Here is a 14,900-nt window from a genome sequence, read left to right on the forward strand (position 1 = left end):
ACTCATTTGTTTTTTTGTATAACACCTTACGCTATAGTATATAGAAAAAAGCGTGCCAAAAATTATTTTCTATTCAATAAATAAATAAAACCTTATTTATCAACAACTTGAATATGTTTTATTTTTTTTCATCTTTTGTGAAAGGTTACTATGCCACAACACAAAGTGGGTACATATTCCCCAAATATTAGAATGGATACCCAATTGCTAGGTTAAACATCAAATTGTCTTTTCTCCATTTTCCGCTGCCAAAATTAATATCTTTCACTACCCAACGTTCGCCTGGTTCGTTATAGGGCACACGTAAAGGAAAGGCAAAGTCAAAACGCACCACTAAAAAAGTAATATCAAATCGCAGACCTGCACCGGCTCCTAAGGCAATTTCTTTATAAAAATCACCCGAGAACTTCCCTCCTGGTCGATCTGAGACCTCATTTAAGTTCCAGATATTCCCTCCATCAAGGAATAGAGCTCCGTGAATAATACTCACTAATTTTTTGCGGTACTCGAAATTAAATTCAAACAACAAATCTCCTGATTGATCTGGAATAAACTTTGCATCAAATGAATTGGGATTAAAACTACCTGGTCCTAATGTTCTCGCTCGGAAAGCGCGCACACTGTTAGACCCTCCAACGTAAAACTGTTTGGTATACGGCAGATTCTTAGAATTGCCATAGGCGTAACCAATTCCTGCATGAATGCGACTCACAAATTGGGATGTTCTACTCAATTTCAAATAGTGCCTAAAATCGTGCTCTGTCTTGAAATACTGGCTAAATGGCACTCCTAAAATTGATTTTTCTTCTCCTTTATCTACATTGGCTCCCATGATTAACCCTGTAATATTACCTGAAAAATCAAGTCCTCCACGGTAGTAAAACGTATTCTTTTTAAACTGATTCATCGTATTGGTATACGTATAGGTATAGGTCGGCCCAAAGATCAGTTGCTTATCTAGCACCCGTTCCAACGAAGGATTACCCGCCGCAGTTTCCCGATACAAATCAGTGATATTTTGAGGGGTTACATAATTCACCTCCAATACGTTAAACTGATGTTCTTTTCTGACGTTTTCTTTCCATAGGTATCCCCAAGATCCCTTGAATGAAGTCAAGGAATACAGCTTACTTCGCTCTAAGTACTCTCCTCCTAAAGTTGCTCTTGTGCGGGGGATATAACCACTAGAAGAATGGAAATTCCAAGGTGCGATCAAACGCGGCCAGGTTAAACTCGTTTCCAATCCCGTTTTGTATACATTATAGCCCTTATTTTTAGATGACATCTGAAAATCAGCACCTCCATAGGCCGATACAGAAAATAACTCGGCTCCTTTGAAGAAATTCTTATGGCTCCAATTAACTTTTAACTCAGCTCCATTATAACTGGCTGAATTTGTTTTTCCCAACAACTCCAATCGAATCGACTTGGGGCTATCTGGTGTTAGAAAATAGTAAACATCCAATTTATTTTGAACAGAGTCCACTAATTCAAATTGGTTTTTCACATATTTAAAAACACCTAAATTCACGAGGCGATTGAGTGATAAATTGTGATCGTTTCGATTGTATAGTTCTCCTTCCTCTAAGTAAACCGTACGATCGTAAATACTGGGTTTAAATTTATTTTTAGGATCGATAATTTCAAAACCTTTATACGAGGTAGCGGTTTGTATATCGCGTTTACTATCCGTTTCAGCGAGTGAATAATCAGAAAAGATATAGACCTTATTAATGGTATAAGCCTTGGTAGCTAATACTGGCGTATCTTCTTTTACTTTTACAAATAGATTGACTTTGTGGTTTCCCACTGTACTATCTACCTGAACCAATAGATTATCAGGGCTAAAGTAAAAATACCCCTTATTTTTTACATAGTTATCAAAGCGAACACGTTCTTCTTTAATTTGATCGAGATTATAAGGATGATCTTTTCTCAGACGCGTCCATCGATTACCTGCATCATAAATAGCTTGTTGTAAAGGCGTAGAATCATTTAAAAAGGTTACATCATTAATAGTAAACTGCACCCCAGGATGAACGGTATATTTTGCTCCTATTTTCTTTACTCCTTCTTGTATGCTATCATAGTCAACCTGTACATTAAAGTAACCGTTATTTTCCATTCGATTGACTAAAATGGCTTGGTTGTGCTCCATATCCACTTGGCTAAAGAGTACAGGAGGTTGTCCCATGGAGTTGCGAAACCAACGTCTAACTTTATTTGTTTTGGCAGGATCACCACCTAAGTTGTAAAAAAACAATTTGGGTCTAAACCCTAAAAATGAAGCATTGGGTTCAGGACGCAACAGAGATTCTAGCGATTCTTCTAGCTCTTTTTTCTTGGCCTTATTCACTTCATTTCCGTCAATATCAACGACTCCTTTGGTATAGAGAGCCTCTCCATCTTCTATATACTTTGTGGAACTACACGAGCTTATAAAGAATCCTGCAATTCCAGTTAAGGTAAATAGTAGAACGTTACTCTTCTTTTTTAGCTTCATCTCTTAGTTGTTTTTTCAATTGTCTTTTGTCTTTCGAGCGTTCAAATAGCTCTTTAAAATGCTCGTAACTCATTGTAATAATAAACCCTACACCTGTTTCGACCACTTGCCCTTGTAGCGCCACTTCATATTGATTTTTGCGGTAGACACGCAACAAATAGCGTCCATCTTTCGATAAAGCATATTCTAACTCTATATCTCCTGCGATATTTGTTGCTTGTTCATTCTGTCTTTGATTACCTTCTACTTCAAAACTACTTCCTACTGTTACTTTCAAGCGATCTGAAAACAAACGCTTGGAAACTGCAATATTTAAATCTGTTCTATTTTCTCTCGTTCCCGATGAAAAATCTTCGGTTGATTCTAGATTAAAGTTCAATTCCACCCCTTGAATCAAGTTCGTAGCGAGATTATTCAATTGATCTGACAAGAGGCGATTTACACTTTGACGTGCCATTGTTCCGGCACTTAAACCTCCCATGCTACTCTCAAAAGGATTATCTCCAATAAAGTGATTCAATAAAAGTAACGCAAACACTTGTTTATTTAATTCTGATTCATTGGCTTTAATTTGTTCTAATTTGGATTTCGTCAGTGAAATCACATCCCCTGACGCGCTTGTTATTCCTTCTTTCAATCGAATATCAAACGAAATCTCTGGTTTGAGCAACTCGCCTTTCATCATCAGCAAAGCTTGAAATGGCAACTGTTGTTTGTATTTATTTTGTTCGGTCGGAGTCATTCCTGACAGTTGATTTTGAAGCAAGTCAATCGGTGCTGTTTTCGTCTCATAAATTGCTGTTAAGTTGAGAATTGCATCGGTTGGATCTCCTGCAAAGGTGATTGAACTTCCTTTTTCGACCAAAAATTTACGTTTAATGAAATTAAAAGACAGGTCATAGGAGCCCTCTGAAAACTCGTATCGTCCTGTTAACGAAACTTTGCCCGAAGGATCAATTCCTCCAACAATATCTCCTTCTCCTTTGAGTACAATTTTATCACCACTACTCTTATCCATGATCATAGCAAAGGTAGCTTCCTTATCCACGATAATGGATACAGAGACATCCATTCCTTTTAGCGCAGATTGATTAAAATCGTCTTGATATTTAAGTAATTCCGCTTGTCGCAAACTCGCTTCATCAATAAACTCTACAATTCCTTCTCGATCAGCAATAGAAGGATCCTCTTGTGGCATGACCATCGTAAAATCTGTCTTCTTACCTACTTTTATTTGGCCTGAAACTTTGGGTGTATTGAGATCTCCGCGGATTTTAAGGTCAGAATCAAAAATCAAGGTACCATAATACATATCATTGTCCTTAGCTGTTGAGCTAACCGCTTTAAAATCGACTGCTTTTATATCGAGGTTAAATTTAAAATCAGTATAGGTTTGGGTTAAAATTTGTCCATCAATAACCAATAAGTTGCCCTCTGAATCGGTAATACTAAACGTATTCAGTTCAATTCCACGGGAAGTAAACGCTATTTTCTCATTGATATCTTTAAAATCGGCATTGATGGGATTCACGTGAAAACCAATTTGATTAAAGTCGATTGCTCCCAAAATAGACGGTTTATCATACGTTCCTCCAATGGCAATTTGTCCCGAAAGGTAGCCTTGGGCATCGCTGAGGTTCCCCATACTAAAATGCTCTACGGCTTGTAATTGGAATTTATCTAAGGCCAATTTTAAATCTAAGGTTTGTTGATCCACATCGGTGGTTCCAAACAATCGGATTTTATTTTCTTTCCCTTCTAAAACGATATTTGCTCCATATTTGCTCAAGGACTGATTCGCCACACCAATATGAAGATTTCCTAAGCCAATTTCATAAACGGCTAAATCTGCGATATCTATATTGGATACGAAGCGAAAATCGGTCGTTAAATCTTTTAAATGAACCTCTCCGTTAATCGTACCGGCAGCCAATAACTTATCTTTTTGAATCATTTTAGTTATGGTTTCAATACTAAAATCTTCAAACTTCACGGACAGTGGACTATTCATTTTTTCTTCATCAGAAGCCAAGCGAATCAAGCTACCTTGATAACTCAGTTCAAAATCTTTAGCAAAGAACCCCTTATCGCTGAGTACAATGCGATTATCTGGATGGACAATCCACGGTTCATAATCTAAAATAAATCCATTTTCTTTTAACTGAATACGCTGTTGTTCAATACCGGCTAACAGCTCAGCACCAACTAAATAACTAATTTGTTCTTGGCTATCGAGTAGCTTAAAGTTAAGGTCAATTTTATTGTCCTTGGCAAAGCCGTCCAGCACCATGCGTCGAATTCCAAAAGACGCATTCGAAATACGCTGAACGGCCAATTTGTAAGACAAAGCTGAAGATGCATTGGGTTTAACATCTAGGGTGATGGAATCAATCATTAGATCCCCATATTGTATAGCTGGAATTTCTCCTTTTAACGTGAGGTAATCGTCTTTTTGTCTGTACGTACCTCCAAAAACAATAGGTTGAATTTCCTTTAGATCAGGGACAATTTTTTGAAAAATAGGATCGTTCTTAATGCGCAATTGATACGTAAAATAGTTTTGTTTTTCGGATGCTACTACTTCTTTTTCAGTTGGCCCCGATTGCTGCTCTACTTTATTCGTCATTTTATTTACAGTCTCCTCCGCACTTACACTGTAGTATTTTTGAATCGTCTGAGTCAGGGCATTGCCTAATTCTGTTAAGAGATAATCCCCCTCCATTTCGAAATCTAGAACTTGAGAATGGAGATTCATCTTGCGATAAGAAGGAGACGCTTGTGCGGTAAATTCAATGGGTTGTAAAGCAAAAGATCGACTTAATGCATTGAAACTCAAATCTCGAATCGTTGCTGTTCCAACAAGACTATCTGGGAGTATATTAGGCATTGCCACTTCTATTTTCCCTTTGAGGATAGCGGGTTCATCATTTAGGTGTAATTGATGTAAATCAATTTGTTTCAGGTCAGCAAGTAACTGTAAACTAAGTGCTTTATCCGTCCATGTTCCGGAAGCATCTAAATTAAAATTCAAATTAGGATCGTCATTTTGCGTTTGTACTTCATAGTGTCCATCTGCTAAATGACCTTCCAATTGAATATCTTTATACGTATAGCCATTGAAAACCGCTTTTTCAAGCTTAATGGATGCATTAGCCTGCGCATGTAAAGGTTCAAATCCCATTCCATCAATTTTAGCTTGTAAACTTAGGCTTCCGATGGAGTCATTTTTAATGATTCGCCCTACATTCAGCTGATCAACGGTTAGATTCCCCCAGTACTTTTCTTTGTTTTTTATACGTTGGTTAAATCCTCCATCAAAATCAATCGATCCTGAGCTTGTTTTCAAGTGGAAAGTACTTGCAATATCCTGCTGTGTTCCCTTTGCTTTTCCCACAAAGCGGATTAAAGAGGGAATTTCAATATTGTTAGGCAATACATTGGGTGGCGCCAAGGTATAAATATCTTTAGCTGTGGTTTGAAAATCTTTGATAGCAACATCGATATAGGCTTTTTCAACTTCAGGTAAATTTCGAATTTTCCCCTCAGCATTGATAAATGTTGAACCCAATACGTTCACATACATTTTTTCAATCGATAAATCACTAACTAATCCTTTGGCGATGAGTTCAATCTCAATTTTTTCTTGGTTTAGCTTTGTTAACCCATTGGCTTTGAAAAAGTCAGGCATGAGAAGATAAGCATCTTTCAATCCCAAGTGAGAATTGGAAATCACAACATCTGCAGAGAGTTGTCCCAATTCGTCTGTTAACTTAGCTAAGCTTTTGTAATTTAATACTGTTGTCGTATGGAATTGGGTATTTGGCGTTTCTATACTCAGATTTTTTACAAAGGAAGCCTGCTGGCCATATTGAAAGTACGCTTTGATGTTATTTAGGGTAAATCCACTTTGTTCCTTAAAGGCAAACTGCTGCAAATTTCCATTTAATCCAGCATCTGTGTACTGAAAGTCTTTCAAACTAAAATTTAAGTCTTCAATAGCCAAGTGATTGGTATCTAATCCCTCTAGAAGTTTCTTTTGGTTATTATCATCATACTTCGCATTAAAATCTTTGATCGCAAAGTTGCGAACCGCTAGATTCCACCCCAAGCTTGTTTGCTCTGTTGTCGTTAAACTATTGGGATTTACAACAGCAGCTGATTGGGATTGTGTTAGTTGCGGACGCGGTAAGAAGGTAACTTCAGCCTTGGTTTTATTTACTACAATATCCTCAATATCAATCTGTTGTTTTTCAATATCTAATTTATTCAACGACAATTTAAAATCGTTCAAGTCCAACATAGCTTGGATATAATCTTCAGCACTTTGATAGTCCAAATGCGTTTGTGTCAATTCCAATACACCAATACTCAAATCAATAGGCTGACTCTTTGTATCCGTTTTTTCGACAGACTTTTCTTCTGCTACTTCTAAGTGCTCTCCTGCTGGTTTTGCCTTATGGTATACAAGATTGATACCATCTGATGAAATTTTAGGAAGAGCGAAACGCATCTGCTCTAAATCAAAATCTTTAAAACGCGTGACAAATTGATTGAGTTTAAAATTGACATGATGCCCATCGTAAGCGTCATCAAAGGTAACGGCTATATTACTTAAATTAAGCTGCCCTACTGAAACAGCCATCGAAGAAGGTGTATCTTCTTTTTCTTCTTCTGATGCAAAGGCTTCTACAATATAATCAAAATTAAAACGCTGTAAGCTATCGCGTTTTACTGTTGCTTTTAGTCCATCTAAATCAACAGCACCAACATTAATTTTATTATTCAACAATCCAAATAATCCAATATCAACCCCTAAATGTTTCACATAAACCAAGGTGTCTTTTTCTTGGGACTCCAAATAAAGTCCTTTTACGACAATTTTCTTTGGAAATGAGATTGCAATCTTATCCAACTTTACAGGAGTTCCGATCTTCTGTTCCACAAAGGATATTGCCTTATCCTTTAGGGTATTCTGAATCGAAGGTATCTGCACCAATACAATTAAAAGTATCAGCAAAACAAGGATTGAAAACACAATCCAACCCACTATCTTACCTATTCTAATAAGGAGTTTCTTCAAAGTCTTTTATTTTTAATCAAAAATAGCAAAAACATACCGTATGTAAGGGTGTGAATAACTAATTTTTCACAAATATTCTTGTTTTGAGCCCCAATTATAGAGAAAAAAACAAAAGGTTGGCTAGTTTGTCCACCTAGTAATAAAGCTTCCTCTTTTATGCTCTTTTTACGCTTCGTCTACTCCCCTTTCACTCTCTTCCTTTTCTACAATACAAGACTTTTTTCTCCTTATTTCTGTCTTTGTATTTTTTTTTTCGCTAAAAATGGCTCAAAAAAACGAAGGTTAAACGCCAAAAAAAAGTTAAAGTATGTTCTTTTTCTGGTCTTTCTTTTTAGTAGAAAAACTTCTAAAATTCCCAGTATTGATCAAGGATTAAATGAAGTATTTTATTTAAAAACCTCCATTCATTTTTAAATAAAAAGAAACTAATTATAAACTTTAACGTTTTTACGTTAAAAATAAAAATTTTTTTAGTAATTTTACAATAACAAAAACAACACTTAAATTTTAAATTAATCAAAGCCCCTTACAAAAATTGATTGTCGTTCTTAAAAAGTAGCCGAAATGAAAAAATTATTTTTCAATCAAGAAGGAATTGAGCAAAAGCAACAAAACATGACTCAACTTCCTGCTCAACAATTGCAAGAGGAGCTATTAATTATGCTTTATGATACAAAAAATTGGGTTATTAGTAACTTCATTTTATCAAAGCATCAATTAGAAAAATTAGAAAATGCACCCGAAGCATTTCTAAGAAATTTTAAACTTACAACGATGAATATCGTTTGTAATTAAGCTAATTGCAAATTATTAATTGATACGAAAACAAAAAAAAATCCAGCTCAACAAAGCTGGATTTTTCTTTTGTATTACTTTTTATTTTGGGCTAAATACGTTCTAAAATAACCGCATTCATTTATAACCTCTTGGTAGTATTTGGTATCACTATATAAGGTTGCTAATTCTTGGAACCCCTTCCATTTTTTAAACATAGGATCATCCCAGCCTGCTCCCCAATAATAATCTTTATTTTGATACTCTTTCGCATAGAATTCATTGCGTTCTATTTTGGCTTCAAAATAAGCGATTTTGGCTTTTTGTTCTTTTGTTGTTGCCGCTTTTTTCGCTATTGCATAGTACTTCTTCGCTTGGCTCATATTCAGTAAATACTTGCGTTCAGCTGGAGAAATGGAATTGCCGTATTCATTGACTAAAGCATTGTAATAAAAAACACGGGCATTTCCATAATAGGTTCCGTTATAAAAGGCATTTCCCACTAATAATGCATTGTTGAATACATCATCTCCTTTTGCAATTTTATCCTGCATTTCTTTAATCTTGAGCAAGAAGTCTATTTTTGTGTATTTCACTGCCTGTTTGGCCCTGTGATCACAATCATTACAATCTTGTATCTTACCGTTAAATGGATTTCCTAACAATACCGTATTTTTATACGTTTTTTCATAGGTTTCTCCATCATAAGAAGAAGTGGTACGTATAGGTTCTGCCTTATTCATTTCAACAATCGCCTCGTCAATTTTATCAAGATAGAACAAGTTAATGGCTCTTCTTTCGTAAATATCACTTAAATTATACTCGTATTTATCGACCATCAACTGTTCCAAACTGGTTTTATTCTTGCTCAACAAGAATTTCTCCATGTTCACCGTATGGTCTACTTTACCATAGAAGTCTAAGTTTGAATATACAATTTCACTCATGACACTATTACCTTGTTCTTGGTAGATGGCAGCCAAATATTGACGTATCCAATGGAGGGCGTACTCATAGCGAAATGGATCTTCCCAATTCGAATTTGGCATAATATCGTTATAGATCCACTGCATGTCTGCTAAAATAGCTTGTTCAGCTTTGGCATCTATTTTCTTAATTTGAGACACTTGATTGATTAATCCAAATAAGCGAATTTGATTGTCTACTAATTTATTGCCTTTTCCTTCTTTTTTTGCTTGCGCAAAGGCGACATCTGCTTCCTTATATTGCCCTTGAAAAATAGCTAAATAACCACTAGCCATATGCCATAAGGCTGGATTATCTACTTTGCCTTCTTGTGTTGTTTTCTTCACCCAGTCTAAACCTGGTTGATCGATTTTTTTCTTTAAACTCTCAAAATAAACTTTACTCGATTGGAATGATTCTTCTCTAAACTTCAAAACAGAAGCTTCTTGTTCATTAACCCATCGCGTAAGCAAGAAATTGGCATGAGGACTTTTACTATCTACAGCAACGACCTCTTTTAATGCTTCCATTGCATTGCTATAATACCCTTGCATCGCCCAAAAAGCGGCTTGTACTTCTTTTGTTGGAATCGTTGAAACCACCGTTTTTACGCGTTGGGTTTCCATGGGTTTATAGTTGTATAACGCTACTTGACGCAAAGCAGGACTTCCGTTAAAAACCTCAGCATACAAGGCATTAGAACGATCGTAATCTCCCTCTTGGTAGTAAGCACCTGCTACATAGCTCAATCCTCTATAATACAGCGTATTTTTGGGTTGTTTTGCTGCTGTTTGCTCAAAAAACGTAACGACACTTGAGCGATTCGTCGAATAGAATTTCGCTTTCATCACCTGAAACCACATTCTGTTGGTGTAGAATACATCTTTGCTTTTGAGGCTTTTATATTCTTTTTCCACCTTATCTGCCTGATGCTCATTCATCACGTTAGCCACATACGATTCGTAGTCCCAATAACTGTAGCTGTCATTTGAATAGGCTTCAATTTCTTTGGCTTGATATAAAAAGGTAACAAAGTTTTTTACTCTTTCATCTTTTAGATTCCATCCTTTTACTTGTTTCCTATTTAAGTTCGCGTATAATTGATCGATCTCACTTGCGTGCTCAGTACTTGCTAATACATAATTTTTAATGTCCTCTCGGTCTATTTTACCTTGTAAATAGGCCGTCCATTCTTCGACGATATCTTCGTTAAACATCGAGGCATTATCCATATACCCTCCATTGTAAAAACGATCATAAGGAGCAAAAAATAGAGGTTTGTAAGACTCATCGGCAAAAGCCTCGGGAGTAAAATTAGAAATACTCGAATAGCTCCACCAGCCATCTGCACATCCATAGGTGTAAACGCCTGATCCTAAAATCAAGGACAAACTACCTACAACGTACCATTTCTTTAAAGATTTCTTGATCATAGTAATTGATATTTTTTGAATTCAAATCGTATAGTATTATTTCATTGGGGCAGGTTCCACTGGCTTGATATAAGTCGGTGATCATTTCTTTTAGCTGTTCGGCTGAAACACTCTCTACTTTTAAGTGATCTCCTTTTTGAAAGACAAAACCAAACATACTAGCTTCTCGTTTGACAACAAACTGACTGCCACTTTGTTGTGCTAATGCTTCTTGTTCTTTTAAATCCGATACACGCAAACGGCTAACCAATCGAATAACTTGATCGTTTCTACTGTGAACAACCCAAGAATAAATAGGCAAAGCATAATCCAAGTGCAACGGATAATCCTTTAATCCACTATGATACTTTTGTGCGATCGTGCGATCGTAAATAGAATTCAGAGAATCACTGGCAATACGCCCCATATTGTAATGCATCAACACCCCACGATCTACAGGAGGCACCCCCGTTTTGGCTGCATATTTCACCTGATGCAAACGGATGGTTGCTGAAATTTTCATGTCTGTTTCTTTGCGCAATTGCTCCAATAGCGAAAAAAAGCGATCCTTACTCGTCAAGGACCAATCGCAATCGATTTGAATCTCTTGGCAATCGATATTGTTATGTTCATTGATTTGAAGCACAAAATCGACCACTTGATTTGCCAGTTTTTTAACATCTAATTTATCGGAGAGAACCACTTCATTCTTGATGTAAATAACGGGAACCACTTCTAGTTGAGGTACGGTATCTTTAAATACAATTGGTGAAATGGGAACCGCTGTTCCGTTTTTTAGTCCCACATCAAAATAGCGTATGTACAACTTATTCACGGCTAAATTTTGCAGGGTTTCCCGTTCAACTTGATCCAAGAGGAAACTCGTTTTCCAATAGTAAAAAGAAAGTTTGGGATTTGTCTTCGTTGACGTATTCACACAGGATATCACAAGCATGAGTAGTATTCCCAATAGTATTTTTTTCATAGCATTTTCACAGCGTTTCACCCCATTGAAACAGGATGATTTTCTAAGTACAAATGTACAGTTTAGCCTGTATTTTCAATTCATTTATCTCGATTTAATTTCAAGCGTATGGTGTTTTTTTAATACGATAGTGAGCGTTGTAAAAACGCCTTTCTCAACTGATGGTACTTCTTCTCAAAAACAAATAAGATTGGATCTTTCACGGTCTACGTACAACAATAAGTACATAAAAAAAGAGAAGATCTTTTGTGATCCTCTCTTTTCTATGCTTTAATTAATACGTTCATTCGTCAAATCGAATCCCCAGTCTTTCCCTTTCAAGACAGCTGGAACTCCTTTTACCATCCAAACAGGCGCTTGTGCCTCTTTTAGATAGTAATCAAAGAATTGTTGTTGGCGAATCTGAATGTCTTTTCTATTTTGACGTTTCATCAAATTGTGTTCATCACCGTTGTAGTTTAACATCCATACGGGTTTATCTAATCGACGCATCGCCATAAACATTTCAATTCCCTGATACCAAGGCACTGCTCCATCATTGTCATTGTGCATAATCACCAGTGGCGTTGTAATGGCTGGTACTTGAAATAACGGTGAGTTTTCGATGTATAAATCATAGCCGTCCCACAGTGTTTTTCCGATTCTACTTTGCGTTTTTTCATACTGAAATTGACGACTCATTCCTGTTCCCCAGCGAATTCCACCATAGGCAGACGTCATATTAGCTACTGGTGCTCCTGCCCATGCTGCTGCATATTTATCTGTTACCGTAATCAAATATGTTACTTGATATCCTCCCCAACTTTGGCCTTGAATTCCAATTTTATCTCCATTTACCCAGTGGTTTTCTTTTAAGAAATCTACACCTGAATTAATATACTCTTCTGCTGCTTTTCCTGGGAATCCATCAGTATAGCTAATATCGGGAGTAAAGACCAAATATCCATTACTGACAAAATACGGAATATTTAAACGAGAAGGTGTAGGTGCTGGTGCTTCATATCGATGCAGATTGTCTGATAATTTCTCATAGAAATACACTATCATAGGATATTGTTTTGTCGGATCAAAGTCTTCTGGTTTGAATAAAACACCTGTGGCCTCATAGCCCTTTGGCGTTGTCCAATACACCAGCTCATTGGTTCCCCAATTGTATTCCTGTTGCTGTGGATTTAAATTAGTCACTCGTGCCATTTGATCTAACTTCTCTCCAATATACAAATCATTTGATTGGGTAAAGTTCCCTTTTGTTAAAGCATAAACAGGGGCGTCTTTTGCTTTAGTTAGCGAAGCAAAACCGCTGTACTTTTCAAGTATAATTTTAGCTGGGTCTTGCTGTTTTGCCAAATTAATCGAAAAGTAACCTCCCTCTTTCGTCCCTTCATGAAAGGCTGTAGCTAAGGTATACGATTTCTTATGGAACGATTTCTTTTCCTTGTCCAATTGGATCAAATCAAACTTTATATTGTGTTTGCGTCCATATCCATTGGTAATCATACGCGGTGCTTTATTTTCCTTGAGATAAAACTCCCAAATATCATAACGATCCCCAATATACACAGAGGCATCATCATCGCTCCAACCTTTGATACCATATGCATTAGGTAAATCAGGCATATCAAATTCTTCTTCAGCAAAAGAAACAGTCAGTCCGTTATTCAACTGTTTTGTACGTCCTGTCTTCACCTCATAACTATACCAATTCGCTTCTTTACTGTTATAATACACAACAGCGCTTCCTTTAGGTGAGATGGTTGCTCTTCCAGGTAAATCTTCTACAACTACTTTCTTTGCTCCAGTGCGAACATCCACAAGAAAATAGGACATTACTCCAGAAATATCCCATTGTCTCTCCACACGTCTCCCATAATCTGAAGCCTGGAATACATTCGTTGATTCTCCTTCATCTACCATCAACGTATAATTCGCTGTTTCATCTGCCAAGGCAATAAGCTGAGTTGTATTCGCTAGATCTATCGTAGCAAGATAGGATCGCTTTAACTCTTTGTCCAAATTGACCAATTGTTGAGGTTGTAAATAGTCTTCTTTATAATGCCAAATATCAACAATGGCATGATCATCAGCAACTAACGTTGTATCTTTTGGAATGGGTTTAGGCGCAATACCAAAGTATAAACGCTTTCCATTTTTACTAAATTGAGGGGTATAATTTTCAGAAACAACCCAATCGTTAGGCATTCCTTTTTTTGTATTAGAGATCAATGCTTTGGCCTGATTCGGTAATATAGCATGGTATAAAGTATACGACTTCACCAGTGCTTTTTCTTCATCTTCCGTATAGGTAAAAACGAGCTGTTTACCTTCTTTATCAAAACTAAACTGGGTGAACTTCCCTTCTCCTGCTGCTACTTGAGTTGTCTTGCCTGTTTTTAGGTGTAAAGCATAAACGCCATAGGATTCTTTTTCGCTTGTGGCAGGAGCTTCTTCTTTCGCTTCCGTTTTGATCTCAACTGTCTTTTTATCTAGCTGCTCCTCTTCTTTTTGTTCGTCCTCTTTTTTAGTAGGTGTGGGATTCGCTACTACATAAACCAAATAATTCCCCTTTTCATCAAAATAGTAAGCTGATACATTGGCTATACGCTCTTCCACCGTTGTTTCTAGGTTGCGTACCACGAGTACAAGGGGTTGATTTTTATCGTCTTTTTTTGCTGCTTTTGCCTTTTTTTGCTGGATTGTATCCGTTTCTTTCTCCAAGAGATAAGCCAATGTCGTTCCGCCTTTTTCAGCTACTTTGAACGATTTTACCTGAGGTAGTTTTATCAGCGATTGATTGCTTAGATTAAATATTCCCAGCGAATCTTTAGCCAGTTCGCTTTCCTTCTTTTTTTTGTTTTTTACTGCTTTTGTATCCTGATAAAAGGGTTTGATAGCAAAAACAAGGTACTTCGAATCTGCTGTAAAGACAGCATTTTCACCCCGTTCAAATGATCTTTTTTGCTTATTTTTAAGCAACTCTACTCCTAGTTGCTTGTCTCCTTCTTGTGGAGAAATTTGATAAAAAATAGCTGTTCCATCATTGGAAAATTGCTTTTGGGTGATGCTTTCCCAACCATCATACACGCTGTGGTCTAAGGGTTTCTTTTGTCCATATCCAAAAGTTGTTGTTAGTAGAATAAAACTAAAACCTATAAAATATAATCGATTCATTCGGATCATTTT

Annotated in this window: 6 protein-coding genes; 1 reads left to right on the forward strand and 5 read right to left on the reverse strand. The window is 36.6% G+C overall.

The genetic code is table 11. From position 1 onward, the window contains the following. Positions 1-187 precede the first annotated feature (187 nt). Complete coding sequence (locus ACPDHL_RS13590; protein WP_430533297.1) at positions 188-2,503, reverse strand: BamA/TamA family outer membrane protein; 2,316 nt, start codon at positions 2,501-2,503, stop codon at positions 188-190. Beyond that, complete coding sequence (locus tag ACPDHL_RS13595) at positions 2,481-7,583, reverse strand: translocation/assembly module TamB domain-containing protein (RefSeq protein ID WP_430533298.1); 5,103 nt, start codon at positions 7,581-7,583, stop codon at positions 2,481-2,483. Before ACPDHL_RS13595 ends, ACPDHL_RS13590 begins: the two co-directional genes overlap by 23 nt. 564 nt (positions 7,584-8,147) lie before the next feature. On the opposite strand from ACPDHL_RS13595, the gene ACPDHL_RS13600 reads away from it, so the two are divergent. Beyond that, positions 8,148-8,378: a hypothetical protein gene (locus ACPDHL_RS13600; protein WP_182626182.1), complete on the forward strand. Its 231-nt coding sequence runs from the start codon at positions 8,148-8,150 to the stop codon at positions 8,376-8,378. 74 nt (positions 8,379-8,452) lie between these two features. Here the strand turns inward: ACPDHL_RS13600 and ACPDHL_RS13605 are convergent, their stop codons facing one another. The 3 genes from ACPDHL_RS13605 to ACPDHL_RS13615 all read right to left on the reverse strand — a co-directional run bounded on the left by ACPDHL_RS13605 (position 8,453) and on the right by ACPDHL_RS13615 (position 14,888). Beyond that, positions 8,453-10,756, reverse strand: coding sequence for a hypothetical protein (locus tag ACPDHL_RS13605; RefSeq protein WP_430533299.1), 2,304 nt, complete (start codon positions 10,754-10,756; stop codon positions 8,453-8,455). Beyond that, on the reverse strand, positions 10,716-11,720 hold the full coding sequence (locus ACPDHL_RS13610; protein WP_430533300.1) for a hypothetical protein: 1,005 nt from the start codon (positions 11,718-11,720) through the stop codon (positions 10,716-10,718). The genes ACPDHL_RS13605 and ACPDHL_RS13610 overlap by 41 nt, the downstream gene beginning before the upstream one ends. A gap of 270 nt (positions 11,721-11,990) precedes the next feature. Continuing rightward, complete coding sequence (locus ACPDHL_RS13615; RefSeq protein WP_430533301.1) at positions 11,991-14,888, reverse strand: alpha/beta hydrolase family protein; 2,898 nt, start codon at positions 14,886-14,888, stop codon at positions 11,991-11,993. Positions 14,889-14,900 lie beyond the last annotated feature (12 nt).

This window comes from Myroides sp. C15-4, from assembly GCF_050522745.1.
Classification (GTDB): Bacteria; Bacteroidota; Bacteroidia; order Flavobacteriales; family Flavobacteriaceae; genus Flavobacterium.